Raw genomic sequence first — 26,498 nt, 5'->3', positions numbered from 1 at the left:
TCCTCGGGGCGGCTTCGCACAGGATCCCGTCAGGGCTTGGCGGCGCGATCGTCCGGCGGGCGGACCGTGCGGGCGCCGGAATCTTATCGCGTCGGCCCCGCGGCGGCTCTCGATCCCGGCGCCGTCGCGAAGCGGTGGGCGGCCATCCCGACCAGCATCGCCGCGACGAAGACGGCGACGGGCAGCCTCCCGGTCGAGAGGGCCGCGACCGCCGGCCCGGGGCAGAAGCCGGAGAGCCCCCAGCCGATCCCGAACACGGCCGACCCGCCGACGAGGGCCGCGTCGATCCGGCGGTTCGTCGGGATCTGGAAGGCGTCGGCGAGGACCGGCCGCGGCAGCCGGCGGGACAGGCAATAGCCGAGCGCCGAGACGGCGACCGCGCCGCCGAGCACGAACATCAGGCTCGGGTCCCAGGCTCCCGTGACGTCGAGGAAGCCGCGGACCCGCACCGGGTCGAGCATGCCGGACACGGACAGGCCGACCCCGAAGATCACGCCCGCCGCGAGCCCCGCCAGCAGGCGCCGGAGGCCAATCACCACGCCCCCCCGAAGGCGCGCGCCGCCGCCACCGTCGCCATCCCGGCCGACAGGAAGGTGAGCACCGCCACGAGCGAGCGCGGCGACAGACGGGCGAGGCCGGCGACGCCGTGGCCGCTGGTGCAGCCCGAGCCGAGCCGCGTGCCGAACCCGACGAGCAGGCCCGCGACGACGAGCACCGGCAGCGAGGCGACGATCCGCATCTCCGGCCACGCGCCGGAGAGCCAGGCGAAGGCCGGCGGCCCGATCAGCAAGCCGGCGACGAAGGCGGCATCCACCCGCCGGCGCTCGCCCCGGTCGGTGCCGAGGCCGGCGACGAGGCCGCTGATGCCGGCGATGCGGCCGTTCAGCAGCAGCAGCAGCGCCACCGAGAGGCCGATCAGCGCTCCGCCGGCGAGTGTGGACAGATCGATGCTGGTCATGCGGGCGGTCCTCCTTCGCGTGCGGCGGCCGGCGTATCGCGCGGGGTCGCCGGAAACAAGGCTTGCAATCCCCCGCAGGATCACCAATTATTCAATCAAGTCAACAACTTAACGGAAGAATCATGCTGCTGGACAGAGCTTCCGCGACGCAAAGCATCTCCGAATTCGACCCCTGGGAGGACAACGACGTCCTCGCGCCGCCGACCCCGGTTCGTTCGCCGCGGGCGGGGGCGCATCGCACCGGCGCGGCCGCCGCGATCGCCGAGGGCGATCAGGTCGTGTTCGCTCGGCTCGACGTCGCCGAAGCGCTCGGCATCTGGCGCCACGCCCTCGGTCGCGTGGTCGAGACGCACGACGAGGCGCAGGCGGCCCGGGTCACCCTCGACGTCAAGTTCGACGGCCACGAGACCCTGCATCGCTACCTGCCGGATCTCTTCGAGAAGCGGACGGCGTGAGGATGCCGATCCGCTCGCGGGTCGCCGCATGAGCCTCGGAGCCATCCTCGAGGCGCGCTCCTCCCTGCCGCAGGCGCCGCTGCGGACGACGAGCCGCAGCACGAGCGTCGACGCGGTCTGGGCGGAGGTCCGCGCCGAGGCCGAGGCGGCGCTGGTGGAGGAGCCGCTCTATGCCGGCATCATCCAGGCGACCGTCCTCGACCAGCGCAGCATCGCGCAGGCCTTCGCCTACCGGCTCGCGCACCGTCTCGGCGACGGCGACCTGTCGCGGCTGGCGATGCGCGACCTCTGCCTCGCCGCCTTCGAGGCCGACCCGCATGCCGGCGCCCACGCGGTGCGCGACCTCGTCGCCATCCGCGAGCGCGACCCGACCTGCCGGCGCTATCTCGACCCGTTCCTGTTCTACAAGGGCCTGGCGGCGCTGGAGGGCTACCGGGTGGCGCACTGGCTCTGGCACCAGGGCCGGGCGACGCTGGCGCTGCACGTGCAGAGCCGGATCTCGGAAGTGTTCGGCGCCGACATCCACCCGGCGGCGCGCATCGGCTCCGGCGTGTTCATCGATCACGCCACCGGGGTGGTGATCGGCGAGACCACGGTGATCGCCGACGACGTCTCGATCCTGCAATCCGTGACGCTCGGCGGCAACGGCAAGGAGAGCGGCGACCGCCATCCCAAGATCGAGCGCGGGGTGCTGCTGAGCGTCGGCGCCAAGGTGCTCGGCAACATCCGCGTCGGCGAGGGCGCCCGCGTCGCGGCGGCCGCGGTCGTGCTGCACGACGTGCCGGCCCACACCACGGTCGCCGGGGTGCCGGCGCGCGTGGTGTCGAAGCTGCCGCGCAGCGAGGAGCCGGCCCAGAGCATGGACCAGTTCTTCGGGGACGGGATCTGACACGGGCCGATGCGAAGGCGGCCGGCTCGCGGCCACGATCGGAGGCGCCGGCGGCTGCGCCGTCTCGCTCGTCTCGCTCGTCTCGGCGACGGGAACGGTCGCTCGTCCCGCGCGGGCGTCGGAACGGTTGAGCGGACGGTGGGACGAGCTAAGCCTTCATCGCGCCGGACGAGGCTTTTGGAGAAGTGCATTCTCCAGAAACATGACTGCACGGCACCGTAATTCATCATACCAGCATTCGATAGCCGGCATTTCTGCAATACATCGCAACTTGAGAAAATCGTTCTATTGACCGCGCATCGCGGCCGAGGCTAGACCACGAACGTTCCAAGACGCGACGCAGGTCGTCGTGGGTGGACGTCAAGCATTCGATGCTTCATCCGAACGCGCCATCCCTTCATGCGGGATGGCTGCGGCCGATACATCATGCCGGCACAGCAACGTGCCCGGGCTCGAACGACAATCAAGCGGGGACGACGAACGATGAGCGGACAAGGGCAGAGCGTGGGCGCATCGGCAGCACGCAATCTATCGACCGCGACCGTCACGTCGGTCCAGAACCTCGCCAACACCCCGCGCTGGCTCCTGCGGCTGCTGCCCTTCGTCGACGTCGACGGCGGCGTCTACCGCGTGAACCGTCGCGCCGTGGTGCTGGCCAAGCCCGGCCGCATCGACCTCGCCTCGGACGGCAAGGGCCGCGCGATCAGCCCCGCCTCGCTGCGCGCGGTGCCGCCGTTCAGCCGCCTCGGCGATGCCGAGCTGGCCGCGCTGGCGGACCGGTTCACCGAGAGCCGGCACAATGCCGGCGAGACGATCTCGGAGGGCGGCGCGGGCGACCGCAGCCTGACGATCGTCGCCGACGGCACCGTCGAGCTCTCGCTGTCCGGCCCCTACAAGAACCGGCTGCGCTCGGGTCTCGCCACCCGCGGCGACTTCTTCGGCGACGAGACCCTGGTCGGCGGCAGCCAGCCCGCGCCCGCCGTCAAGGCGCTCTCGGCGGTGACCCTGCTCACCCTCGACCGCGCGGCCCTCGACGACGACGCGGTCAAGAACCGCATCGCGCAGTACGTCGAGGAGCGCGACCGCCTGAAGGGGCACACCAACAGCCACGGCGAGCAGGGCATCGAGCTGCTGGCCGTCCACACCGGCGCCCCGCGCCTGCCGACGACCTTCGTCGACTACGAGATTGATCCGCGCGAGTATCACCTCTCGACGATCCAGACGATCCTCAACACCCACACCCGCGTCACCGATCTCTACTCGAACGAGATCGATCAGCTCCGCGAGCAGATCCGCCTGACGGTGGATGCCGTGAAGGAGCGCGAGGAGTGGGAGCTGCTCAACAACTCCGAGTTCGGCCTGCTCAACGAGGTCGGCGGCCGCCAGCGCATCCCGACGCGCTCCGGCCCGCCGACGCCCGACGATCTCGACGAGCTTCTGACCCTGGTCTGGAAGAAGCCCGCCTTCTTCGTGGCGCATCCCCGCGCCATCGCCGCCTTCGGCCGCGAGGCCACCCGCCGCGGCGTGCCGCCGGTCGTGGTGCACCTGTTCGGCGCGCCCTTCCTGACCTGGCGCGGCGTGCCGCTGGTGCCGAGCGACAAGCTGCCGATCGACACCGACCCGGCGACCGGCGCCCAGACCACCTCGATCCTGCTCTTGCGCGTCGGCGAGGGCGAGCAGGGTGTCGTCGGCCTGCAGAAGTCGGGCGTCACCGGCGAGATCGAGCCGGGCCTGTCGGTGCGCTACATGGGCACCAACGACCACTCGATCGCCTCGCACCTCGTCACCCGCTACTTCTCGGCCGCGGTGCTGGTCGAGGACGCGATCGCCCGCCTCGATAACGTGCTGCTCGGCAACTACCATGACTACGCCTGAGGCCGGCGTCTTGGGCATCTCCGCCATCGGCATCCCCACGGGCGCGACGGGCGATGCCGCCGGCTCCCTCGCCCATGCCGATCTCGTCGGGCGCCTCGCCCGCGAGATCTACGGTCAGGGCAACGCGACCTCCGCCCCGCTCGCCCCCGCCGTGCCGGCGTCGCCGCAGCGTCCCCAAGGCCTGGAGACCCTTCCCCAGGGCCCCGGGCAGCCGTCGCTCCCGGGTGCCGCGATCGGCACCCCCTCGGTGCCGTCGGGCACCTCGTCGGGCGTCCAGCCCGACGCCGCCTTCGGCGCGCGCAACGTCGGCGGCCCGAGCGTCGGGCTTCCCGGCCTGACCGGGCCGTCGGCCGCCAACCCGTTCGGCGGGACGCCCGCGCCGACGAGCGCCGGCCTCCTCGACGTCACGACGATCCCCTCGGTCCACCCGCTCGCCGACCCGCGCGCGGCGCAGCGCGGCGTTCCGTCCGCGCGGCACGGCCTGCCGGAATTCTTCGTGCCGAGCGTGGCCGACGTCGCCGCCTTCCTCCCCGGCGGCGGCGACCTGCACCGGACCGTCGCGAAGGATCATCCGCGGGCCAACGCCTTCGCCCACGCGATCGCGCCGTCCCTCGTGCCGGCGGACCCGTCGAAGCGCGGCGTCGACGTCGCCCAGGAGAACTTCCGGCGCACCGGCCGGCTCTCGGGCGATCCCGTGCGCACGGTCGAGCCCGGCCCCGACGAGCCGTTCTCGTCGGGCGACTACGACTTCCTGACCGGGGGCTCGCGCGCGTCGAGGCCGCACGCCACGCCCCGCGTCGAGCCCGCGCGCCACGACGGGCCGGCCCCGCGCGCGACCTCGACCCGGTCGAGCCCGGCGGGCGCGCCCTTCGACGTCGAGCACATCCGCAAGGACTTCCCGGCCTTGCACCAGAGCGTGAACGGGCACCCCCTGGTCTGGCTCGACAACGCGGCGACCACGCACAAGCCGCAATCGGTCATCGACGCGACCTCCGAGTTCTACGCCCGCCACAACTCGAACATCCACCGGGCCGCGCACACGCTGGCCGCGCGCTCCACCGACCTGTTCGAGGGCGGCCGCGAGAAGGTGCGCCGCTTCCTCAACGCGCCCTCGAAGGACGACATCGTCTTCCTGCGCGGCACGACGGAGGCGATCAACCTCGTCGCGAACTCGTACGGCCGGGCCAACATCGGCCCGGGCGACGAGATCATCGTCTCGACGATCGAGCACCACGCCAACATCGTGCCCTGGCAGCTGCTCAGCCAGGCCACCGGCGCGACCCTGCGGGTGATCCCGGTCAACGATCGCGGCGAGATCATTTTCGAGCAGTACGCCGCCCTGCTGTCGGGCCGGATTAAGATCGTCTCGGTGACCCATGTCGCCAACGCGCTCGGCACGGTGAACCCGGTCCGCGAGATCATCGCCCTCGCCCACGCCTACGGCGTGCCGGTGCTGGTCGATGCGGCCCAGTCGACCCCGCACATCCCGATCGACGTGCAGTCGCTCGACGCCGACTTCGTGGTGTTCTCGGGCCACAAGGTCTTCGGGCCGACCGGCATCAGCGCGCTCTACGGCAAGACGCACCTCCTCGCGGCGATGCCGCCGTGGCAGGGCGGCGGCCACATGATCGAGGACGTCACCTTCACGAAGACCGTCTACAAGGGCGCGCCGGAAAAGTTCGAGGCGGGCACGCCGGACATCGCCGGCGCCGTAGGCCTCGGCGCGGCGCTCGACTATCTCGAGAGCGTCGGCCTGCCGGCGATCGCGGCCTACGAGCACGACCTGCTGGACTATGCGCAGGCCGGCCTCGCCGACATCAGGGGCCTGCGCCTGATCGGCACCGCCCGCGAGAAGGCGAGCGTGATGTCCTTCGTGATCGAGGGACAGACGAATGAGGCGGTGGCCCACCACCTCGACCGCCACGGCGTCGCCGTGCGCTCCGGGCACCATTGCGCCCTGCCGGCCCTGCGCCGCTTCGGCGTCGACCAGTCGATCCGCGCCTCGCTCGCCTTCTACAACACCCGTGCGGACGTGGACGTGTTCCTCAAGGCCCTGCACCGCCTGCCGCGGTAGCGGCGTTCGGCAGGATCGCCGGCACGAACGAAGGCCCGATGCCGTCGCCGCGGCATCGGGCCTTCCCGTTTGTCGATCGGCCGGCGGGCATCGCCGTTGCACCGCGGCGGCGGCGGGACCAGAACGGTCCCGACTTCCGGCCAGCCGAGCGAGGCCCCGCATGCGAACCGATACGCCCGTCCAGATCCGGCTTCAGGACTACCGACCGAGCGACTTCCTGATCGACCGCGTCGACCTCGACGTGCGGCTGGCGCCGCACGACACGCGGATCACGGCGAGGCTCGCGCTGCGCCCGAACCCGGCCGGCCGCACCGGCGTCCCCCTGGTGCTCGACGGCGACGACCTCGTCCTGGAGGGGCTGGAGCTGGACGGCGTGCCGCTCGCCGCCGACGCCTACGCGGCGAGCCCGGCCGGGCTGACGCTGCACACGCCGCCGCAAGGGCCGTTCGAGCTGACGATCGCGACGCGGGTGGACCCGACCGCCAACACCAAGCTGATGGGGCTCTACCGCTCGAACGGCGTCTACTGCACCCAGTGCGAGGCCGACGGCTTCCGCCGGATCACCTACTTCCTCGACCGGCCCGACGTGATGGCGGTCTACACCACCCGGATCGAGGCCGAGCGCGCGGAGGCCCCGGTGCTGCTCGGCAACGGCAACCCGGTGGAGGCCGGCGACGTGCCCGGCACCGGACGGCACTTTTCCGTGTGGCACGACCCGCACCCGAAGCCCGCCTACCTGTTCGCCCTCGTCGGGGGCGCCCTCGACCGGGTCGCGCAGGACTTCACCACGATGGAGGGCCGGGCCGTCGCGGTCGCGGTCTACGTCGAGCCCGGCAAGGCGCCGCGCGCCGCCTACGCCCTCGACGCGGTGATCCGCTCGATGGCCTGGGACGAGGCGACCTTCGGGCGCGCCTACGACCTCGACGTGTTCAACGTCGTCGCCGTGTCGGACTTCAACATGGGCGCGATGGAGAACAAGGGCCTCAACCTGTTCAACGACAAGTACGTCCTGGCCTCGCCCGAGACCGCGACCGACGGCGACTACGCCGCGATCGAGCGCATCATCGCGCACGAGTACTTCCACAACTGGTCGGGCAACCGCGTCACCTGCCGCGATTGGTTCCAGCTCTGCCTGAAGGAGGGCCTGACGGTCTTCCGCGACCAGGAATTCTGCGCGGACATGCGCTCGCGCGCCGTCCACCGCATCGGCGAGGTCCGCAATCTGCGCGCGCGGCAGTTCCCCGAGGATGCCGGCCCGCTCCGGCACCCGGTCCGGCCGGGGGCCTATGCCGAGATCAACAACTTCTACACGGCGACCGTCTACGACAAGGGCGCCGAGATCGTGCGGATGCTGCGCACGCTGATCGGGGCCGACGCCTTCCGGGCCGGCATGGACCGGTACTTCGCCGACAACGACGGCACGGCGGCCACCGTCGAGGACTTCCTGGCGGCCTTCGCCGCGGTGACGGGACGCGACCTCACGGCCTTCGCGCGCTGGTACGAGCGCCCCGGCACGCCGACGCTCGCCGTGACCCGCGCCTACGACGCGGCGTCCCGGCGCTGCACGCTCGGTCTCCGCCAAAGCCTGGAGGCGGCCGGCCCGCCGCTGGTGATCCCGGTGGCGCTCGGCCTCGTCGGCACGGCCGGCCCGCTCGCCGGGGCGACGTCGGCCGCGGTCGCCGGCGGCGTCTTCGTCCTCGACGCCGAGACCGCGACGGTGGCGTTCGAGAACGTCGCCGAGCCGCCCGTCCCCTCGCTGCTGCGCGGCTTCTCGGCCCCGGTGCGGCTCGACCTCGACCTGACCGACGCCGAGCGCCTCACCCTGCTCCGCCACGACACCGACCCGTTCAACCGCTGGCAGGCGGCGCAGGGCATCGCGATGCGCCTGATCCTCGGACCGGCGGCGCCGGGGGCGGCCGAGGCCTTCGCCGACGCGCTCGGGGCCTTCCTCGACGGCGAGGCCCTGGCCGACCCGGCCTTCGCCGCCCTGGTCCTGGCGCTTCCCGGCGAGGGCGAGGCCGCCAGCGAGATCGCCGCCGACATCGACCCGGATGCCATCCACGCCGCCCGCACCGCCCTCCGGGCGGTCCTCGGAACGCGGCTGCGCCCGCGCCTCGACGGGCTGATGTCGGCGCTGCGGCCGTCGCACGAGACCGCCTACAGCCCGGATGCGGCCTCGGCCGGCCGCCGGTCTCTCGCCAACGCCTGCCTCGACCTGATCGCGGCGGCCGATCCCGCGGCGGGGACCGAGGGCGCCCTCGCCCAGCTGCGCGAGGCCCGCAACATGACCGACCGCCTCGCCGCCCTCGGCGTGATCGCGGCGATCCCGGGGGACGCCCGCGAGGCGGCGCTCGCCGCCTTCGGTAGCACCTATGCCGACGAGCCGCTCGTCCTCGACAAGTGGTTCGCGATCCAGGCGATGATCCCCGAGGACGGCACGCGGGCGCGGATCGCCGGGCTCGCCGAGCACCCGGCCTTCGCCATGACCAACCCGAATCGGGTGCGGGCGCTGATCGCCAGCTTCGCGCTCGGAAACCCGACCCAGTTCGCACGGGCCGACGGAACCGGGTTCGCCCTGGTGGCCGAGCGCATCGAAGCGCTCGACCGGATCAATCCGCAGCTCGCCGCGCGCCTCCTCACCGCCTTTTCCCCGTGGCGCCGATGGGAAATTTCGCGGCGGGAAAAGGCCGCCGAAATCCTCAACCGGATCAAGGCGATCCCCGCGCTTTCGCGGGACGTGGCCGACATCGCCGCCCGCACCCTCGAAGCCGGTTAACCATCGCTTAACATTGACGATTCTCCGCCGAATCCGAGCCGGTAGATGCGGCCGGGAGTCAAGCTCGGCCGGAAAAAAGCCGTGGACAAATCACCCGGGAAAGTGATGAACTGAATTCAGATTCGAGGCCGGCGCAGCACGGCCCGGACGCTTTCATGTCACGAGGTCGACCATGCCGGAGGCGGATTCCGCTTCCTTCTCCGCGCGTGCGGATACGATTCTCGGCATCCACTGGCCGACGCGGGCTCCGGCCGCGCGTTTCGTCCAGGCCGAGGCGTGGCTGCGCTACGCGGTGCCGGCCCTGCTGGCGACCTTCCTCGCCTGCCTGGCGGGGCTGACCGCGCTCCACCTCCAGAACCAGCGCGACGAGCTGCTCGCCGCCGCGAGCGCCGACCTCGAGACCTTCACCCGCCTCTCGGCGGGGGCGCTGGCCGGCCGCGTCGGCAGCGACGAGGCGGCCCAGGCGAGCCTCGCCGACCTGTTCCCCGCCGGCGCGCTCCCGGCCGGGCGCCGGGTGCTGATCGTGGCGCGCGGCGAGCGCATCGTCGCGGCCCGCCCGCCGCTGCCCGCGGGCGCCGAGACGCTCCAGACCGTGCTCGGCGAGGCGGAGGCGCTCTCGACGCTGGGCGAGCGCGCCGGCGTGATGCGCCTGGCGCTGGCCGGCGGCGACACGGTGTTCGCGGCGATGCGGCGCCTGCCCGACGGCCAGGACCGGATCGCGGTGATGCAGTCGGTCGAGGCGCTGACCGCGACCTGGACGGGCCGCGCCCGGCATCAGGCCATCCTCGTCGCGGCGGCTGCCCTCGTCATCGTCGGGGTCGGCCTCGCCTACGGGCTCCAGAGCCGCCGGGCGAAGGCGATCGACAAGGTCTGCGAGCAGATCCGCCAGCGCCTCGACACCGCCCTCGGCCGCGGCGCCTGCGGCCTGTGGGACTGGGACATCCCGCGCGGGCAGATCTACTGGTCGGATTCGATGTACGCGCTGCTCGGCTACCGCCGCGAGCGCGAGTTCCTGTCCTTCGGGGACGTCAACGCCCTGGTCCACCCGGACGACGGCGACCTCTACAGCCTCGCCCGCGGGCTCGCCGCGAGCCAGACCGCGGTGGACCACGCGTTCCGCATGCGCGGCGCGAACGGCGCCTACATCTGGCTGCGCACCCGTGCCGAGGTGGTGCCGGACGTGACCGACGGCGGCCGCCACCTCGTCGGCATCGCCGTCGACGTCACCGAGCAGCAGCACCTCGCCGAGGCCAGCGCCACCAACGACATGCGCCTGCGCGACGCCGTCGAGGCGATCTCCGAGGCGTTCGTGATCTGGGACACGAGCAACCGCCTCGTCCTGTGCAATTCCAAGTTCCGCCACCTGCACGCGCTGAGCCCCGAGGACGCGCAGGTCGGCCGCCGCTATGACGAGGTGATGGGCCGCGGCGTGCTTCCGCAGATCCGGCGCGAGATGCCCGAGACCGACACCGCGAGCGCGACCGCCCGCACCTTCGAGGCGGAGCTCACCGACGGCCGCTGGCTGCAGATCAGCGAGCGGCGGACCAAGGACGGCGGCTACGTCTCGGTCGGCACCGACATCACCAACCTGAAGCGGCACCAGGAGCAGCTCGTCGCCTCGGAACGCGAGCTGATCGAGACGGTCAAGGATCTCAAGCGGTCGCGCCGCACGCTGGAATTGCAGACGCAGCAGCTCGCCGACCTCGCCGAGCGCTACCTCGACCAGAAGGCGGCGGCGGAATCGGCCAACCAGGCGAAATCCGAGTTCCTGGCCAACATGAGCCACGAGCTGCGCACGCCGCTCAACGCGATCATCGGCTTCGCGGAGCTGATGGCGAGCGAGCTCTACGGCCCCCTCGGCTCGGCGCGCTACGGCGAGTATTGCGCCGACATCCGCGCCAGCGGCGACTACCTGCTCTCGATGATCGACGACATCCTCCACATGTCGCGGATCGAGTCGCACCGCGTCCGGCTCGCGCGCCGCGAGATCGCCGTCGCGGCGGCGGTCTCCAACGCGCTCAAGCTCGTGTCCGAGCCGGCCCGGCAGAAGAACCTCCACGTCGCCGTCGACCTGTATCCCGGCCTCGCGCTGCTCGCCGACGAGCGCGCCCTGCAGCAGATCCTGGTCAACCTGCTGCAGAACGCCGTGAAGTTCACGCCCGCCAACGGCCGGATCGCGGTGCGCGCCCGCCCAGCCGGCGACCACGCCCACCTGTTCATCGAGGATACCGGGATCGGCATCCCCAAGGCGGCGCTCGCCAGGCTTGGCGCGCCGTTCTCGCAGGTCGAGACCAACCTCACCCGCAGCCACAAGGGCTCCGGCCTCGGCCTCGCCATCGCCCGCTCCATGGCCGAGCTGCACGGCGGCTCCCTGCGCATCCGCTCGGAGGAGACCGTCGGCACCATCGTCCTGGTGCGCCTGCCCCGCCCGACCAGCGAGCACCTCGCGACGGTGGCCGCGGAGGATGCCGGGCAGCAGACCGTCGCGGCGCTCCGCGAGGCGTCTGGGGCGAGCGCGCGGCAGCCGCAGCCGGCCGGCGCCTGACAGGGAGCCGGGGCGAAGCCCGGCTCCGATCCCGAATCGATGCGACGTCGAGGCTACCCGCCCGAAAGGTCGAAGCGCGCCACGTCGTGCAGGAGCGCCACGAACGCCCGCGCGCCGTGGTCGAGGGCGGCCTCGCCCGCCTCGGCGGTGCCGAGCCGGGCATCGCCGATCGCGCCCGACGGATGGAGGTCGCCGGCCTTCCAGGCGAAGGCGGCGGGACGCCCGGCGCGCAGATGCGTGAAGGCGCCCGCCATCGCACGGGTGCGCGAGGGAAAGTCGGCGATCGCCTCGCGCCGAACTAGGTCGGGCCGAAGCGCCAGCATCAGCGCCGTCTCGATCCCGCCGGCATGGATGCCGTGGACGATCTCGTCGTCGGGAAAGCATCCCTTCGGATAGCCGAACCGCGCCCAAGCGGTCGTCACCGCGACCATGCCGAAGCGGGCGCGCAGATCGCCGGCCACGAGGTCGATCAGCGCGCTGTTGCCGCCGTGCGAGGTGACGATCACCAGCCGGTTGCAGCCGGCCCGGTGCACGCCGGCACCGATCTCGGTCCAGGCGGCGAGCGCGGTCGCGGTGGTGAGCGAGAGGGTACCGGGAAAGGCGTCGTGCTCGTCGGACTTGCCGACCGACTGCACCGGCAGCACCAGCACGTCGAGATCGGCGGGCACCAGGGCGCGGGCGCGCGCGAGGTAGCCCTCCATGATCGCCACGTCGGTGCAGAGCGGCAGGTGCGGGCCGTGCTGCTCGATCGCGGCCACCGGCAGCACCGCGACCGTGCGACCCATGCCGCGCCCGGAGACCTCGCGCGTGGTCAGGTCGGACCAGAGCCGTGCCGCCATGCTGTCCCCCGATGCCCCGACGTCAGGCGCAACGCTCTAGCGGAGCCGGCCCCTTCCCGTCGAGGTTCAGGCGAACAGGGCGTCGATGTCGTCCTGTGCCGTCGCCGGGCCGTTCGGCTGCGGGCCGTTGAGGAGCAGGCGCTGGGCGCGCTCGTTGCGCTCGGCCTCGGCCGGGTCCTGTCCGGCGGCGTCCCGCGCCCGCACCGCGCTGGCGAAGCGCGCGAGCCGCAGCTCGAACTGCTGCAGGGCGGCGACCACCTTGCCGATGCGCTGGCCGGTGATGTCCTGGAAGGCGCAGGCCTCGAAGATCGTGCCGATGCCGCTCTCGACCGCGGCGCGGTATTCCGGCCCGTCCGGGAGCGCCAGCATCGACTCGGCCGCCTCCATGATGGTGTTGGTGGCGCCGGCGGTCGCGGCGAGGACGTTGCCGAGCTCCTCGTGCGCCATCGGGATGCGGTCGTGCGTCAGCTCGTTGGCGCGCAGGGCCGCGATCTCGTCGCGCACGTGGGCGATGTAGTCCGCGATCTCGATCAACTCGGACACCATAGTCGCCGGGTTGATCGTCGCGCCGAGCGGTCTTTGCAAACCCATCGTCAGCATTCCTCCGCGTGTCGGCCCCGAAAGGTCGGTCAGGCGCCGCAGACCGCCTCGATCTTGCTCTTCAGGGTCGCGGCGTTGAACGGCTTGACGATGTAGTTGTTCACGCCGGCCTTCTTGGCGGCGATGACGTTCTCGGTCTTCGACTCGGCGGTGACCATGATGAACGGCGTTGTGCGCAGGCCCTCGTCGGCGCGGACGTGGCGAAGCAGCTCGTAGCCGGTCATCGGCTCCATGTTCCAGTCGGAGATCACGAGGCCGTACTTGCGGCCCTTGAGGCGCGCCAGCGCGGCCGTGCCGTCGGAGGCGTCGTCGACCTCCTCGAAGCCGAGCTGCTTGAGCAGGTTGCGGATGATGCGAACCATCGTCTGGTAGTCGTCGACGACCAGGATCGGCATGCTGAGATCGAGGGCCATGGTCAAACTGCTCCGGTGTCTCCGAATCGCCGGCTCGGCCGTCGGCGTCGGTCACGCAATGTCGGGAGGCGCTGTCGCTGGTCGCACCTCATGCCCGGGACCTTACGCCGGGCGGCATTGCGAAGCGGTTAATCGCGCTGCGATCGGCGCACCCACTCGGATAGGCGGCGCGGCCGCCTTTACCGACGCGCTCGGCTGCGTGATGACGATGCCCCCAGCTGCGACGTCGCCCGGACGCCGCGGCAGAGCGGGCAGCCCGCCGGCACCGGCCCGGCCGCGGAGAAGGATCGCCGCCCCATGCGCAAGGTCGTCATCAGCGAGTTCATGGACGAGGCCGCAATCGCGGCGGAGCTCGCGGGGTTCGAGACGCTCTACGATCCGACCCTGGTCGACCGGCCGGACGCCCTGCGCGCGGCGCTCGCGGGCGCGTCCGGGCTGATCGTCCGCAACCGCACGCAGGTGCGCGCGGGCCTGCTCGCGGCGGCATCCGACCTCAGGGTGGTGGGCCGCCTCGGCGTCGGGCTCGACAACATCGATCTGGCCGCCTGCGCCGCCCGCGGGATCGCGGTCCATCCCGCGACCGGCGCCAACGACGGCGCGGTGGCCGAGTACGTGATCGGCACCGCGTTGCTGCTGCTGCGCGGCGCCTACGGCGCGAGCGCGCAGGTCGCCGCGGGCGCGTGGCCGCGCAACGCGCTGATGGGACGCGAGATCGCCGGCAAGCGCCTCGGCCTCGTCGGCTTCGGCGCGATCGCCCGCGAGACCGCCCGCCGTGCGGCGGCCCTCGACATGACCGTCGCCGCCTTCGACCCGCACCTTGCGCCCGACGACGCCGCGTGGCGCCTGGCGCACGGCGCGGTGGCGAGCCTGACCCTTGACGCGCTGGTCGCAACGAGCGACGTGCTCTCGCTGCACGTGCCGCTGACCGAGGCGACGCGCGACATGATCGGGCCGGCGGCGATCGCCCGGATGCGGCCGGGCGCGATCCTGATCAACGCCGCCCGCGGGGGCGTCGTGGACGAGGCCGCCGTCGCCGCGGCGCTTCGGTCCGGGCACCTCGGCGGGGCGGCGCTCGACGTGTTCGCCCATGAGCCCGTGGACGCCGCGGGCGGCGCGGCGCTGATCGACGTGCCGAACCTCATCCTGACCCCTCACATCGCCGGCGTGACGCGGGAATCGAACGTGCGCGTCTCGGCGGTCACCGCCCGCGCCGTGCGCCGCAGCCTCGAGGGCTGAGCCCCACAGCGCAGCGATCGAAAAGGGCTCGGCGCGCGACGAAATTCGATGCAACGGTCGGATCGGCCGATGAGAACCCTTGCGGAACACTTGACGAACGTTTAACGTGTTCGTGTTTTGTTTCTGCGGCTCCACCTTCGTGTGGCCGCGCATTCCTGCGAGCCGCGCCGATGCTGACCCGTAAACAGCTGGATCTCCTGCGATTCATCGACGAGCGGATGCGCGAGGACGGGGTTCCGCCGTCGTTCGACGAGATGAAGGACGCCCTCGATCTCAAGTCGAAATCCGGCATCCACCGGCTGATCACCGCCCTGGAGGAGCGCGGCTTCCTGCGCCGGCTTCCGAATCGGGCTCGGGCGATCGAGGTGCTGCGCATGCCCGACGGCGCCGGCCGCTCCAGCGCGCCCGCCCCGGTGCCGGCAGCTCCCGCCGCGCCGCGCCGGTTCACCCCGAGCGTGGTCGAGGGCGGGCGCTCGAAGGCCGTGCCGCCGCGTCCTTCCACGACGCAGATGGTCGACGACAGCGGTCGCGCGGTGTCGATCCCGGTGATGGGCCGGATCGCGGCCGGCACGCCGATCTCGGCGATCCAGAACCAGAGCCACGCGATCACCATGTCGCCGGACTTCCTGGCCGGCGGCGAGCACTACGCCCTGGAGGTCCGCGGCGACTCGATGGTCGAGGCGGGCATCCTCGACGGCGACCTCGTGGTCATCCGCAAGCAGGACACCGCCAACACCGGCGACATCATCGTGGCGCTGATCGACGACGAGGAGGCGACGCTGAAGCGGCTGCGCCGTCGCGGCTCCTCGATCGCGCTCGAAGCCGCGAACCCGGCCTACGAGACCCGCGTGCTCGGGCCGGATCGGGTGCAGATCCAGGGCCGCCTGGTCAGCCTCGTGCGCCGTTACTGAAGGGTCTCGCCCGGCATCTCCGGGTTCGGGCCGTCCGCGGCCGGATCGTCGGGTGCCGGGTCGGCGTCCTCCGCCCGGGGGGGCGGTACGGCCATGCCCTGGAACGGGACGTCCTTCGGCTTGGGCTCGGCCGCGGGCGACGATCCGCCCGCTGCCGCGTCGTCCGTTCCCTGGGGCGGGGGACGGACCATCGCGGGGCGCCACGGCAGCGTCCGTCCCGGCTCATGCGTGTCGGCCAGAATGAAGCCATTCGGCTCGACGCGGATCGCCACGGCGCCGTGGCTGGCGAGGTAGGCGCGATCGATGACGAGGGCGGCGGCGCAGCCGGGCGGTGCGGCGAGCGCCGTGATCAGCACCGAGGCCTTGGCGCAATCCTGCGCGAAGCCGCGGCGATCCTTCATAAGCGCCACCGCGCGCCCGTCGGCCAACCGAAGCGTGCATCCGATCCGGTCGCAAACGGAACCGCCCGTCGCCTGCGCGCCCGGCCTGCCGTCGCCGTCGGCCTTCAGCCACTGCTCCAGCACGAAGTTCGACGGCCGCCCCAGGGCGACGAGGCTGCCGTCGGCGCGGCGCACCGCCGCTCCGCTGCCCTGGCGGTCGACGTAGATGTCGTAGCGGGCTGGCATCGTCGCCAGGCCGAGCCCGAGCAGCGCCGGCGGCAGGGCGAGCCAGCGCAGGCGCGAGACCGGGAGCGTCGCGAGCAGCAGCCCCGCGGCGAGGCACCCGAGCGCGGCGGTGCCGAAGGCCGGGACCACGACGTTGGCGCGCCCGAGCCCCTGGATCCAGCCGGAGATGGTCAGCATGCCGCGCACCGCCAGTCCCATCAGCCACCAGACCGGCTGGTCGAGGGCGAACGGGTAGGCGACGATGCCCAGCACCGCCGCCGGCATCACCGCGAGCGAGACCAGCGGCAGGGTGAGCGCGTTGCCGATCAGCCCGAAGGGTTGGACGGTCTGGAAGTGGTAGGTGGCGAAGGGCGCGGTCGCGACCTGCGCCACGAGCGTCGTGCCGAGGGTGCCGACCACCGTCGTCAGCGACAGCGCGATCAGCCGGCCGATCCGCCCCGCCCCGTCGCGGCGGAACATCCCTCCATCGATCAGGCGGGCGCAGGCGATGAGGCCGGCCACCGCCCCGAACGACATCTGGAAGCTCGGGCCGAGCAAGCCTTCCGGCTCGTGCGAGAGCGCGATGAGCGCGGCGAGAGCGAGGTTGCGCATGCTGAGCGCCGGGCGATCGACCAGGATCGCCCCGAGCATGATCAGGGTCATCACGAGGGAACGCTCGGCCGCGATGTCCCAGCCGGAGAAGACGCAGTAGGCGGTGACGCCGACCATCGCCAGCGCCGCGGCGATCTTCTTGATCGGCCAGGCCAGCGCCAGGAACGGCACCAGGGCGAGGCCGGCGCGGACGAGCCAGAACACGACCCCGGCGGCCAGCACCATGTGGAGCCCCGAGATCGAGACCACGTGGTAGATCCCCGCCGCCCGCAGCGTGTCGTTGGTGGCCGGCGCGATCAGCCCGCGCTTGCCGGTCACCAGGGCGGCGGCGACGGCGCCCGCCTGGCCGCCGTTGGCGTCGGTGATCCTGCGGGTCAGCGCGTTGCGGGCGTCGTCCACGGCGGCCGCGAGCCGGAGCGACCACGGCACCGGCTCGGGCGGCGGCTTCACCGCGATCTTGCCGAGGAGCGAGCCGACCGCGCCGATCCCGCGGAAGTAGGCGTCGCGGGCGAAATCGTAGCCGCCGGGGCGCGCCGCCTCGGGGGGCGGCAGCAGGCGGGCGGTGGCGGCGATGAAGTCGCCCGGCCGCAGGGGGGGCGCCTTCTTGAACGAGACGCGCACCCGGACCGGCCGCTCGGCCGCCGCCATCGTGCCGAGGCTCGCGACCCGCACCACCAGGCGGGCGCCCTCCTCACGCTCCTCCAGCGATTCGATCAGGCCTTCGAGCGGCGCGATGATGGTGCGGGTCAGCACCGGCGCCGCCACCTGCGCGACCCGCAGGGCGCTCGCCGCGAAGCCGAGGAGCGCCGCCATCAGCCCGAGGGCGACGGCCAGCGCCGCGGGCCGGGCACCGAGGAACGGCAGGGTCGCGGCGCAGGCGCCGGCCGCGACGAGGGGCGCCCAGAGCGAGGGCATGCCGTCGGTGGCGGTGAAGAACGCGAGGATGCCGGCCCCGAAGGCGACCGCGAGCCAGGGAAACAGCCGCCGCTGCTCGGCCTCGATCGCGAGCCCGCCGACGACCCAGCCGCGCACGGCCGGCCCGAGCACGGCGGGCGACAGGGAGCGGCCTGATGCCGACGTGGCGACGGCCCGTCCCGTCGATCGTGCGATGTCCCGCGCCATGATCGGCACACCGGTCGGCGCGAAACGGCTGCGCCGACCCGATTCTTAACGCATCCGCGAGGGCGTGCTAGAGCCGTCCGGGCCGGGTCCGGGCGCAGGTCCCCAGCTTCCGTGCGTCGTCGGGGACGACGAACCGCCTTTCCCTCCGTCGCAGAGCGATCTAGACGCGCGCAACCGGATCGGCCGATCCGTGCCGCGGCCGCGTTCAGGGTGCTCCTTCAGCCCCGTCACCAGAAGATCCATCGTCCGATGTCGTCACCCGTCGTCACGCGCTTCGCGCCCTCGCCCACGGGCTACCTCCATATCGGGGGCGCCCGCACGGCGCTGTTCAACTGGCTCTACGCCCGCCGGATGGGCGGCCGGATGCTGCTGCGCATCGAGGACACCGACCGCGAGCGCTCGACGCAAGGGGCAATCGACGCGATCCTCGACGGGATGAGCTGGCTCGGGCTCGATTGGGACGGCGACGTGGTGTTCCAGTACGCCCGCGCCGAGCGCCACCGCGAGGTCGCCGAGAGCCTGCTCGCCTCGGGCAACGCCTATCGCTGCTACGCCACGCCGGAGGAGCTGACGCAGATGCGCGAGCAGGCCCGGGCGGCGGGCAAGCCGCTGCGCTACGACGGGCGCTGGCGCGACCGCGACCCGTCCGAGGCACCGGCCGGGGTGAAGCCGGTGATCCGGCTGCGCGCCCCGAGCGAGGGCGAAACGATCGTCGACGACGCGGTGCAGGGCCGCGTCACCTGGGCCAACCGCGACCTCGACGACCTCGTGCTGCTGCGCTCGGACGGCAACCCGACCTACATGCTCGCCGTCGTCGTCGACGACCACGACATGGGCGTCACCCAGGTGATCCGCGGCGACGACCACCTCACCAACGCCGCGCGCCAGAGCCAGATCTTCTCGGCGCTCGGATGGGAGGTGCCGAGGATGGCGCACATCCCGCTGATCCACGGGGCGGACGGGGCCAAGCTGTCCAAGCGCCACGGCGCGCTCGGCGTCGACGCCTACCGCGACCTCGGCTACCTGCCGGCCGCGCTCCGCAACTACCTCGTCCGCCTCGGCTGGAGCCACGGCGACCAGGAGGTGTTCTCGACCGAGGAGATGGTGGCGGCCTTCGACCTGAAGGCGATCGGCCGCTCGCCGGCGCGGTTCGACTTCGCCAAGCTCGAGAACCTCAACGGCCTCTACATCCGCGGCGCGGCGGACGCCGACCTCGTCGACGCGATCGAGCGCATCCTGCCGAACGTCGGCCCGGAGCGCGGCCTCTCGGCACCGCTCGCGCCGGCCCTTCGCGAAAAGCTCGTCGCGGCGATGCCGGGGCTGAAGGAGCGGGCCAAGACCCTGATCGAGCTGCTCGACAGCGCCTACTATCTCACCGCCGCGCGGCCGCTGGTGCCGGACGAGAAGGCTTCCGCCCTCCTCACCGACGAGGCGCGCGGGCGGCTCGCCGCGATCCTGCCGGCGCTGGAAGCCCTGCCCGACTGGAACGCCGCCGCGACGGAAGCGGCCGTGCGGCACTTCGCGGAGACCGCCGGCCTGAAGCTCGGGCAGGTCGCCCAGCCGCTGCGCGCGGCGCTGACCGGGCGCACGACCTCGCCGCCGCTGTTCGACGTGATGGCGGTGCTGGGACGCGCGGAGAGCCTCGCCCGTCTCGGCGACGGCATCACGAAGGGTTGAGACCGCCGCCGCAGCGCACGCGCGGCCCGGTTTTCGCTTGGCGTCTCGACGTGGTTGTCATCCGCCCCGTTGCTGGCGCTCGGCCGATCCGCTAACCCGATGGGCTTGTGAGCACCTGCAGCAAAATGCCGGTGACTTCGGGTCCCGGGCGGCGCGGAGCGCAGCCTGGGCCGGCTTCGATTCGTTGCCAGGAAAGGGTCCACGTTCCATGAGCGCAGCCAGCACCATCACCGTGGACGGCAAGCAGATCTCTCTGCCCGTCAAGAGCGGCACGATCGGCCCCGACGTCGTCGACATCGGCAAGCTCTACGCCCAGACCGGCGCCTTCACCTTCGATCCGGGCTTCACCTCGACCGCCTCGTGCGAATCGAAGATCACCTACATCGACGGCGACGAGGGCGTTCTGCTCTATCGCGGCTACCCGATCGAGCAGCTCGCCGAGCAGGGCGACTTCCTCGAGACCTGCTACCTGATGCTGTTCGGCGAGCTGCCGACGCCGGGCCAGAAGGCCGACTTCGACTACCGCGTCACGCGCCACACCATGGTGCACGACCAGATGAACCGGTTCTTCACCGGCTTCCGCCGCGACGCCCACCCGATGGCGGTGATGGTGGCCTCCGTCGGCGCGCTCTCGGCCTTCTACCACGACTCGACCGACATCACGGACGAGAGCCAGCGCATGATCGCGTCGATGCGCATGATCGCCAAGATGCCGACGCTGGCGGCGATGGCCTACAAGTACTCGATCGGCCAGCCGTTCGTGTACCCGAAGAACGACCTCGACTACACCTCGAACTTCCTGCGGATGTGCTATGCCGTCCCGTGCGAGGAGTATCAGATCAACCCGATCTTCGCCAAGGCGCTGGACAAGATCTTCATCCTGCACGCCGACCACGAGCAGAACGCCTCGACCTCGACGGTGCGGCTCGCCGGCTCCTCCGGCGCGAACCCGTTCGCCTGCATCGCGGCCGGCGTCGCCTGCCTGTGGGGCCCGGCGCATGGCGGCGCCAACGAGGCGGCGCTGAAGATGCTGATGGAGATCGGCACGCCGGACCGCGTCGACCAGTACGTCGCCAAGGCCAAGGACAAGAACGATCCCTTCCGCCTGATGGGCTTCGGCCACCGGGTCTACAAGAACTACGATCCGCGCGCGCGGATCATGCAGAAGACCACCCACGAGGTGCTGAAGGAGCTCGGCAAGCACGACGACCCGCTGCTCGAGGTCGCGATGAAGCTCGAGGAGATCGCGCTCAAGGACGAGTACTTCATCGAGAAGAAGCTCTACCCGAACATCGATTTCTACTCGGGCATCACCCTCAAGGCGATGGGCTTCCCGACCGACATGTTCACGGTGTTGTTCGCGGTGGCACGCACCGTCGGCTGGATCGCGCAGTGGGCCGAGATGATCGAGGACCCCTCGCAGAAGATCGGTCGCCCGCGCCAGCTCTACGTCGGCCCGACCAAGCGCGACTACGTCGGCATCAACGACCGCGGCTGAGGCGGCTTCCGAGCGCCGTCGGCCGATGATGGATCTGCCGGCGGCGCGCTGGGCCTCTCGGTCGCCAAAAACCCGCGCCCGTCATTCCGGGGCTGCGAGGCAGAGCCCGGGATCCTGAACCGCAGGCCGCCCTTCGGCAGGCATCGCCGGCGGCTCTGGATTCCGGCCTCGCCTGCGGCGCCCCGGAATGACGGCAGCCCGACGATCCGAAGCCTCAGGTTCTGATCGCAGCTAGCACCACCCGCGCCGCGCTGCGGCTCGGGGCCTCGTCGCCCGGCAGCCGCATCAGGCCGTCGATGCGCTGCAGGGCCGCGAGCTGGCGGTCCCGCGCGGCGCCGCCGGTGACCAGGGGGGCGAGCGCCGTGGCGAGGCGGTCCTCGGTGCACTCGGCCTGCACGAATTCCGGCATCGCGTTCTCGCCGAGGATCAGGTTCGGCAGCACGATCGTCGGCACCTGGATCAGGCGCCGGGCCACCGCCTCCTCGACACGCGAGACCTTGTAGGCCACCACCATCGGCACGCCGGCGAGCGCCAGCTCCAGCGTCACGGTGCCGGAGGCGGCGAGCGCGGCCCGCGCCTGGCGGAAGGCGGCGTACTTCTCGGCCTCGCCCGCGACGATGCGCACGGGGGCGCTCCAGGCCTTGGCCATGCGCTCGATCAAGGCGCGATGACGGGTGACCGCCGGCAGCACCGCCTCGATCGGCCCGACGTCCCGCGCCATGCGCGCCAGGGTGCGGCCGAAGACCGGCATCAGCCGCTCGATCTCGGATCGGCGCGAGCCCGGCAGCACCACCACGCGCCACGGCACGGCCTCCCGCGACGCCGCGTCGGCGGCGTCCGGCCGCAGCTCGAAGAACCGCTCGATCAGCGGATGCCCGACATAGGTGCAGGGCGGCCCGTTGAGCCGCAGGTGCGCCTCCGGCTCGAACGGCAGCAGCGCGAGCACGTGGTCGACGAAGCCCCGCATCGAGGCCGCCCGCCACGGCCGCCACGCCCACACGCTCGGCGAGACGTAGTCGACGATCGGGATCTCGGGCGCACGCTTGCGCACCCGCGAGGCGACCGCGTGGGTGAAGCCGGGGCTGTCGATGATCACGAGCACGTCCGGGCGGTTGGCGACCACGTCGTCCACCGTCTGGCGGATGCGGCGCAGGAGCGTGCGCAGCCGCGCCAGCACCGGCAGGTAGCCCATCACCGCCACGTCATCGAGGGGGAAGAGCGAGGTCAGGCCGCGCGCCGTCATCGCCTCGCCGCCGACGCCGCCGAAGGTCACCGGGCGGCCCGCGGCCTCGCGCAGCGACGCCATCAGCTTGGCGCCGAGCTGGTCGCCGGAATCCTCGCCCGCGACGAGCCAGATCTTCATGCGCCGACCCCTATGCCGATCAGGAAGAGGCCGAGCCGGTCGGCCTCGGCGATCGTCTCCGCCCGGTCGATCAGCAGCGTCCGCCCAGCCTCGACCGCGAGCCCGACGCAGCCGGCGGCCGACGCGTTGCGGACCGTCCGCGGGCCGATCGCCGGCAGGTCGATGCGGAGATCCTGGTCGTCCTTGGCGCACTTCACCAGCACGGTCGCGGGCAGCGCCCGCTCGCGACCCCAGAGCCTGAGGTCCCACGGCTTGCGGCCGACGGTGCGGGCGCGGGCGAGCATGCGGTCGGTGCCCTCGGGGCCCTCGACGGCGAGCACGCGGTCGGCCGCGACCACCACCGCCTGGCCGACATCGAAGGCCGAGAGGGCGGCCAGCAGCGCGCGGCCGGTGGCGATCGAGGCTGCGCCGGCCGCGTCCGGCGCGTGGCGGCCGATCGGGCCGGCGGGGCTGAGCAGGTCCGGGGCGACCTCGTGGACGCCGCACACGGTGTGGCCGTTCTCCTCCAGCAGCGCGAGGGCACCGCGGAGCAGCCGGTCGTCGCCGCCATCGGCGAGATTGCGCAGGGCGACCCGGTTGCGGAACGCGGCAGCAGCGTTGAGGATCGCGGCCGGGCTCGGCCGGGCGACGCCGCCGGCCGGCACGATGGTCGCCGGCCCCCAGCCCGCGAGGATGCGCAGGGTCTCGCCGATGTCGAGGAGGTCGACGGTGGCGTCGGCCCGCGCGCGCAAGGGGCGGTCGGTGAACCCGCGCAGCGCCAGCACTTTGAAGGCGCGGCCGGCACGGTCGAGGGAGTGGGCGACCTGCTCGGGCAGGCGCCCGGCGCCCGCGACCAGCACCAGCCTCGCGTCCGGCCGTGCGGGCCGAGGAGCCGACATCGGCGGCCTCAGGCGCCGCCGCCGGAAGCCGCCGTCTCGCGCGGCGTGCAGATCGAGCGCTTGCCGCCGGCGCGGATGAAATCGAGGATCTCGCGCACCGCCGGGTGGCTCTCGAATTCCGAGGCCACGTCCTCGACCCGCTCCATCAGCGTCCCCTCGGGGGCGAAGAGCAGGCGGTAGGCGCGGCGCAGCGCATGGATGTCCTCGCGCGCGAAGCCCCGGCGCTGCAGGCCGACGATGTTGAGGCCGGCGAGGTAGGCGCGGTTGCCGAGCACCATGCCGTAGGGGATGCAGTCGTTCTCCAGCCCCGACAGGCCGCCGACGAAGGCGTGCGCGCCGACGCGGGCGAACTGGATCACCGCCGCGCCGCCGCCGAGAATGGCGTAGTCGCCGACGCTGCAATGGCCGGCCAGCATGACGTTGTTGGAGAAGATCACCCCGCTGCCGACGTGGCAATCATGCCCGACATGGGCGTTGGCGAGGAAGGCGCACTTGTCGCCGACCACCGTCTCCAGGCCGCCGCCCGCGGTGCCGGGGTTCATGGTGACGCCCTCGCGGATCAGGCAGTCGGCGCCGATCCGCAGCGTCGAGGGCTCGCCCTTGTATTTCAGGTCCTGCGGCGGGTGGCCGATCGAGGCGAAGGGATAGATCCGGGTGCGGGCACCGATGCGGGTGTCGCCCGCGACGACCGCGTGGCTGACAAGCTCGCAATCGACGCCGAGCACCACCTGCGGGCCGACATGGCAGAACGGGCCGATGCGGCAGCCGTCGCCGATCTCGGCGCCGTCCTCGACGATCGCGCTCGGATGGATCGCGGGCGCGCTCACGCCGTCACCAGCATGGCCCCGATCTCGGCCTCCGCCACGAGGGCGCCGTCGACGCGCGCCTCTCCGCGGAACCACCACATCGTCTTGCGGTGGTTGGTCTTCGTCATGTGGAAGCGGACCTGGTCGCCCGGCACCACCGGCTTGCGGAACTTGCACTTGTCGATCGTCATGAAGAACACCTGCTTGGTCTGCACGTTGCTCTGCATGATGTGCCGGCAGCAGATCGCGCCCGCCGTCTGGGCCATGCCCTCGATCAGCAGCACGCCGGGAAACACCGGCATGTTCGGGAAATGCCCGGTGAATTGCGGCTCGTTGACGGTGACGTTCTTGATCCCGATGCAGCTCTCGTCGCCGTCGATCTCGATGATCCGGTCGATCATCAGGAACGGGTAGCGGTGCGGCAGCAGCTCCAGCACCTTCTGGATGTCGGCCGAGCCGAGTTCACGCGCCGTCTCACTCATCGATCTCTTCGATCCTAGCCTCGACGCCGCGCATCCGCGCACGCCCGTCGTCACCGATCCCCGTCCTTTCGACCCAAACGGCGCCCCGACGCAAGCGCGGCGGGCGCACGGGCCGGATCGATCGGCCCTTTCGATCAGCCCTTGTCCGCCGGCTCGTCCCGGCCCGAGCGCTCGGCCAGGCGGGCGAGCGTCGTCAGCTCGCGGAACCAGGCGCGGACCGGCTTGGCCGGCGTGCCGCCCCAGCGGCTGCCGGGCGGCACGTCGCGGTTGACGTTGGAGGAGCCGGCGATCTGCGAGCCGCGGCCGATGCGCAGATGGCCGACGACGCCGACCTGCCCGCCGAGCACGACGTAGTCCTCGAGCGTCGTCGAGCCGGAGATGCCGACGCCCGAGACGATCACGCAGTGGCGGCCGATCACCACGTTGTGGGCGATCTGCACGAGGTTGTCGATCTTGGTGCCCTCGCCGATCACCGTGTCGCGCGAGGCGCCGCGGTCCACCGTGGTGTTGGCGCCGATCTCGACGTCGTCCTGCACGATGACGCGGCCGACCTGCGGCACCTTGAGGTGGGTCGCCCCCATGTGGAAGCCGAACCCGTCCTGGCCGATCCGGGCACCGGGATGGACGATGACGCGGTTGCCGACGAGCGCATGGCTCAGGGTGGCGCCGGCGCCGATCGCGCAGTCCCGCCCGATCCGCACGTTGGGTCCGATGCCGGCGCCGGGGCCGATCACCGTGCCCGCGCCGATCTCGGCGCCGGGGCCGACGACGGCGCCGGGATCGACCGTGACGCCGTCCTCGAGGCGCGCATCGGGGTGGACGTGGGCGCCGGGCGCGATGCCGCGGGCGCCGAACTGCGAGCCCGGGCGAAGCGCATCCGGGTGCAGCCGGCCGAGCAGCACCGCGTAGACGCGGTAGGGATCGCGCAGGACGAGGCTCGCGGTGCCGGCGGGCACGCGCGCGGAAAAGCGCGGGGCGACGAGGCAGATGCCGGCCCGGGTCGCGGCGAGCGCGTCGCCGTAGCGGGCGTTGTCCATGTAGGCGAGGTCGCGCGGCCCCGCGGTCTCGAGCGGCGCGGCGCCGTCGATCCGGTGCGCCGGATCGAAGCCCTCGGGCACGGGCAGGCCGGCCGCCTCGGCGACGAGGCCGAGGGTGAGACCGGGCTGCGGGATGAAGAAGACGGGATCAGGCATGCACGACAACGCACCGCCCCGGGAAACCCGAGGCGGCGCGCGACCTTTTTTCTCGGATCAGAACCGCGAGCCGCCGGAGAAGCGGAACGCCTGCGTCTGGTCCGCGCCGATGTGGCCGTACTTGCCGAGCGTCGGGACGAACACCTTCAGACCCTCGTCCTTGCTCAGGGCGTAGGCGTAGTCGAAGCGGATCGGGCCGAGCGGCGAGTTCCACAGGATCGAGGCGCCGACCGACGAGCGGATGACGGCCTTGTCGCGGACGTTCACGCATTCCGGCTCGACGCCGATGTTGAAGGCGTTGAAGTTGCACGCGCCGCCGGGCGCGGTGCCGTTGATGAAGTTGTCGCCGTTCACGTCGAACGTGGTGCGGCCGTGATAGCCGAACAGCGTGCCGGCGTCGGCGAAGACCGCGCCCTTCAGGCCGAGATCGCGCGGCACGTAGGGGAGCGGGAACTGGATCTCGAGGGTGCCGCCGACGTAGGTCGAGCCGCCGATGGCGTTGGAGCGGGCGTCGGTGGTGCCGACGTCGCGCGGGCCGATGCCGTTGGGAGCGAAGCCGCGGACCAGCGACGGCCCGAGGAAGAACTGGTCGGTGATGCGCAGCGGGTTGCTGTCCAGCGCCTCGATGTGACCGCCCTGGAGGCGGACGAAGCCGACGACGTCCTCGTAGAGTTCCTTGTAGTACCGGGCG

At 72.1% G+C, this 26,498-nt stretch carries 22 protein-coding genes; 10 read left to right on the top strand and 12 right to left on the bottom strand.

Translation table 11 applies throughout. From position 1 onward, the window contains the following. Window positions 1–83: 83 nt before the first annotated feature. Both MKK64_RS07515 and MKK64_RS07510 read right to left on the bottom strand, forming a co-directional pair. Complete coding sequence (locus MKK64_RS07515; RefSeq protein ID WP_409567919.1) at window positions 84–536, bottom strand: DUF6691 family protein; 453 nt, start codon at window positions 534–536, stop codon at window positions 84–86. After that, a complete protein-coding gene (locus tag MKK64_RS07510; RefSeq protein ID WP_243933142.1) occupies window positions 533–958 on the bottom strand; it encodes a YeeE/YedE family protein in 426 nt (141 codons plus the stop codon). The genes MKK64_RS07515 and MKK64_RS07510 overlap by 4 nt, the downstream gene beginning before the upstream one ends. 257 nt (window positions 959–1,215) lie before the next feature. Between MKK64_RS07510 and MKK64_RS07505 the strand changes: the two genes are divergently transcribed. The 6 genes from MKK64_RS07505 to MKK64_RS07475 all read left to right on the top strand — a co-directional run bounded on the left by MKK64_RS07505 (window position 1,216) and on the right by MKK64_RS07475 (window position 11,572). After that, window positions 1,216–1,413 (top strand): hypothetical protein, encoded by a 198-nt coding sequence (locus MKK64_RS07505; protein WP_147727347.1) that lies wholly within the window; start codon window positions 1,216–1,218, stop codon window positions 1,411–1,413. A gap of 28 nt (window positions 1,414–1,441) precedes the next feature. Next, window positions 1,442–2,302: a serine O-acetyltransferase gene (cysE, locus tag MKK64_RS07500; protein WP_187274774.1), complete on the top strand. Its 861-nt coding sequence runs from the start codon at window positions 1,442–1,444 to the stop codon at window positions 2,300–2,302. Between the two features lie 483 nt (window positions 2,303–2,785). Next, window positions 2,786–4,177 (top strand): family 2B encapsulin nanocompartment shell protein, encoded by a 1,392-nt coding sequence (locus MKK64_RS28060; RefSeq protein WP_279593080.1) that lies wholly within the window; start codon window positions 2,786–2,788, stop codon window positions 4,175–4,177. Continuing rightward, window positions 4,164–6,251 carry a cysteine desulfurase gene (locus MKK64_RS07485; RefSeq protein ID WP_243933140.1) on the top strand — a complete coding sequence of 696 codons (2,088 nt, stop codon included), beginning with the start codon at window positions 4,164–4,166 and terminating at the stop codon, window positions 6,249–6,251. The genes MKK64_RS28060 and MKK64_RS07485 overlap by 14 nt, the downstream gene beginning before the upstream one ends. Before the next feature lie 160 nt (window positions 6,252–6,411). After that, the gene (gene pepN, locus MKK64_RS07480) at window positions 6,412–9,027 is read left to right on the top strand and encodes an aminopeptidase N (RefSeq protein WP_243933138.1); all 2,616 of its coding nucleotides are present in this window, start codon (window positions 6,412–6,414) and stop codon (window positions 9,025–9,027) included. 172 nt (window positions 9,028–9,199) lie between these two features. Continuing rightward, window positions 9,200–11,572, top strand: a complete 2,373-nt coding sequence (locus MKK64_RS07475; protein WP_243933136.1) for a PAS domain-containing sensor histidine kinase — start codon at window positions 9,200–9,202, stop codon at window positions 11,570–11,572. Between the two features lie 53 nt (window positions 11,573–11,625). Here the strand turns inward: MKK64_RS07475 and MKK64_RS07470 are convergent, their stop codons facing one another. The 3 genes from MKK64_RS07470 to MKK64_RS07460 form a co-directional block, all read right to left on the bottom strand. Next, window positions 11,626–12,411 carry a creatininase family protein gene (locus MKK64_RS07470; protein ID WP_243933133.1) on the bottom strand — a complete coding sequence of 262 codons (786 nt, stop codon included), beginning with the start codon at window positions 12,409–12,411 and terminating at the stop codon, window positions 11,626–11,628. Window positions 12,412–12,477: 66 nt separating this feature from the next. Next, a complete protein-coding gene (locus MKK64_RS07465) occupies window positions 12,478–13,002 on the bottom strand; it encodes a protein phosphatase CheZ (RefSeq protein WP_243933132.1) in 525 nt (174 codons plus the stop codon). A 38-nt stretch (window positions 13,003–13,040) separates the two neighbouring features. Next, a complete protein-coding gene (locus tag MKK64_RS07460) occupies window positions 13,041–13,424 on the bottom strand; it encodes a response regulator (protein ID WP_147729619.1) in 384 nt (127 codons plus the stop codon). A gap of 297 nt (window positions 13,425–13,721) precedes the next feature. Between MKK64_RS07460 and MKK64_RS07455 the strand changes: the two genes are divergently transcribed. Together MKK64_RS07455 and lexA are read left to right on the top strand one after the other, a co-directional pair. Next, a complete protein-coding gene (locus tag MKK64_RS07455; protein WP_243933130.1) occupies window positions 13,722–14,660 on the top strand; it encodes an NAD(P)-dependent oxidoreductase in 939 nt (312 codons plus the stop codon). A 170-nt stretch (window positions 14,661–14,830) separates the two neighbouring features. Further along, window positions 14,831–15,571, top strand: a complete 741-nt coding sequence (gene lexA, locus MKK64_RS07450; RefSeq protein WP_243933128.1) for a transcriptional repressor LexA — start codon at window positions 14,831–14,833, stop codon at window positions 15,569–15,571. Here lexA and MKK64_RS07445 read toward each other — a convergent pair. Beyond that, window positions 15,565–17,910: a ComEC/Rec2 family competence protein gene (locus tag MKK64_RS07445; RefSeq protein ID WP_243933122.1), complete on the bottom strand. Its 2,346-nt coding sequence runs from the start codon at window positions 17,908–17,910 to the stop codon at window positions 15,565–15,567. The two genes, lexA and MKK64_RS07445, sit on opposite strands and share 7 nt — an antisense overlap. Window positions 17,911–18,159: 249 nt before the next feature. On the opposite strand from MKK64_RS07445, the gene gltX reads away from it, so the two are divergent. Together gltX and gltA are read left to right on the top strand one after the other, a co-directional pair. Further along, window positions 18,160–19,587 carry a glutamate--tRNA ligase gene (gene gltX, locus MKK64_RS07440; RefSeq protein ID WP_243933120.1) on the top strand — a complete coding sequence of 476 codons (1,428 nt, stop codon included), beginning with the start codon at window positions 18,160–18,162 and terminating at the stop codon, window positions 19,585–19,587. A gap of 208 nt (window positions 19,588–19,795) precedes the next feature. After that, a complete protein-coding gene (gene gltA, locus MKK64_RS07435; protein ID WP_147844312.1) occupies window positions 19,796–21,085 on the top strand; it encodes a citrate synthase in 1,290 nt (429 codons plus the stop codon). Window positions 21,086–21,299: 214 nt separating this feature from the next. On the opposite strand, the gene lpxB is transcribed toward gltA, so the two are convergent. From lpxB to MKK64_RS07405, 6 genes are all read right to left on the bottom strand, one after another. Then, window positions 21,300–22,448 carry a lipid-A-disaccharide synthase gene (lpxB, locus tag MKK64_RS07430; protein ID WP_243933117.1) on the bottom strand — a complete coding sequence of 383 codons (1,149 nt, stop codon included), beginning with the start codon at window positions 22,446–22,448 and terminating at the stop codon, window positions 21,300–21,302. Next, window positions 22,445–23,326 carry an LpxI family protein gene (locus tag MKK64_RS07425; protein WP_243933110.1) on the bottom strand — a complete coding sequence of 294 codons (882 nt, stop codon included), beginning with the start codon at window positions 23,324–23,326 and terminating at the stop codon, window positions 22,445–22,447. Before MKK64_RS07425 ends, lpxB begins: the two co-directional genes overlap by 4 nt. Before the next feature lie 8 nt (window positions 23,327–23,334). After that, window positions 23,335–24,153, bottom strand: coding sequence for an acyl-ACP--UDP-N-acetylglucosamine O-acyltransferase (lpxA, locus tag MKK64_RS07420; protein WP_147728018.1), 819 nt, complete (start codon window positions 24,151–24,153; stop codon window positions 23,335–23,337). Next, on the bottom strand, window positions 24,150–24,614 hold the full coding sequence (gene fabZ, locus MKK64_RS07415) for a 3-hydroxyacyl-ACP dehydratase FabZ (RefSeq protein ID WP_147728017.1): 465 nt from the start codon (window positions 24,612–24,614) through the stop codon (window positions 24,150–24,152). The genes lpxA and fabZ overlap by 4 nt, the downstream gene beginning before the upstream one ends. Before the next feature lie 134 nt (window positions 24,615–24,748). Next, window positions 24,749–25,807, bottom strand: a complete 1,059-nt coding sequence (gene lpxD / locus MKK64_RS07410; RefSeq protein WP_147728016.1) for a UDP-3-O-(3-hydroxymyristoyl)glucosamine N-acyltransferase — start codon at window positions 25,805–25,807, stop codon at window positions 24,749–24,751. A gap of 57 nt (window positions 25,808–25,864) precedes the next feature. After that, on the bottom strand, window positions 25,865–26,498 hold a 634-nt coding region (locus tag MKK64_RS07405; RefSeq protein ID WP_243933104.1), incomplete at its 5' end, for a BamA/TamA family outer membrane protein.

It is taken from the genome of Methylobacterium sp. E-025, from assembly GCF_022829705.1.
Lineage (GTDB): Bacteria > Pseudomonadota > Alphaproteobacteria > Rhizobiales > Beijerinckiaceae > Methylobacterium.
Note: the sequence above shows the minus strand (reverse complement) of the source record. Positions and strands in the feature narration are given on the sequence as shown.

Bases quoted from the DNA above. Each gene is read 5' to 3' on its own strand.
- MKK64_RS07510 (WP_243933142.1), bottom strand. From the start codon at position 958: ATGACCAGCATCGATCTGTCCACACTCGCCGGCGGAGCGCTGATCGGC.
- cysE (WP_187274774.1), top strand. From the start codon at position 1,442: ATGAGCCTCGGAGCCATCCTCGAGGCGCGCTCCTCCCTGCCGCAGGCG.
- MKK64_RS28060 (WP_279593080.1), top strand. From the start codon at position 2,786: ATGAGCGGACAAGGGCAGAGCGTGGGCGCATCGGCAGCACGCAATCTA.
- MKK64_RS07485 (WP_243933140.1), top strand. From the start codon at position 4,164: ATGACTACGCCTGAGGCCGGCGTCTTGGGCATCTCCGCCATCGGCATC.
- pepN (WP_243933138.1), top strand. From the start codon at position 6,412: ATGCGAACCGATACGCCCGTCCAGATCCGGCTTCAGGACTACCGACCG.
- MKK64_RS07475 (WP_243933136.1), top strand. From the start codon at position 9,200: ATGCCGGAGGCGGATTCCGCTTCCTTCTCCGCGCGTGCGGATACGATT.
- MKK64_RS07470 (WP_243933133.1), bottom strand. From the start codon at position 12,411: ATGGCGGCACGGCTCTGGTCCGACCTGACCACGCGCGAGGTCTCCGGG.
- MKK64_RS07465 (WP_243933132.1), bottom strand. From the start codon at position 13,002: ATGGGTTTGCAAAGACCGCTCGGCGCGACGATCAACCCGGCGACTATG.
- MKK64_RS07460 (WP_147729619.1), bottom strand. From the start codon at position 13,424: ATGGCCCTCGATCTCAGCATGCCGATCCTGGTCGTCGACGACTACCAG.
- MKK64_RS07455 (WP_243933130.1), top strand. From the start codon at position 13,722: ATGCGCAAGGTCGTCATCAGCGAGTTCATGGACGAGGCCGCAATCGCG.
- lexA (WP_243933128.1), top strand. From the start codon at position 14,831: ATGCTGACCCGTAAACAGCTGGATCTCCTGCGATTCATCGACGAGCGG.
- MKK64_RS07445 (WP_243933122.1), bottom strand. From the start codon at position 17,910: ATGGCGCGGGACATCGCACGATCGACGGGACGGGCCGTCGCCACGTCG.
- gltX (WP_243933120.1), top strand. From the start codon at position 18,160: ATGTCGTCACCCGTCGTCACGCGCTTCGCGCCCTCGCCCACGGGCTAC.
- gltA (WP_147844312.1), top strand. From the start codon at position 19,796: ATGAGCGCAGCCAGCACCATCACCGTGGACGGCAAGCAGATCTCTCTG.
- lpxB (WP_243933117.1), bottom strand. From the start codon at position 22,448: ATGAAGATCTGGCTCGTCGCGGGCGAGGATTCCGGCGACCAGCTCGGC.
- MKK64_RS07425 (WP_243933110.1), bottom strand. From the start codon at position 23,326: ATGTCGGCTCCTCGGCCCGCACGGCCGGACGCGAGGCTGGTGCTGGTC.
- fabZ (WP_147728017.1), bottom strand. From the start codon at position 24,614: ATGAGTGAGACGGCGCGTGAACTCGGCTCGGCCGACATCCAGAAGGTG.
- lpxD (WP_147728016.1), bottom strand. From the start codon at position 25,807: ATGCCTGATCCCGTCTTCTTCATCCCGCAGCCCGGTCTCACCCTCGGC.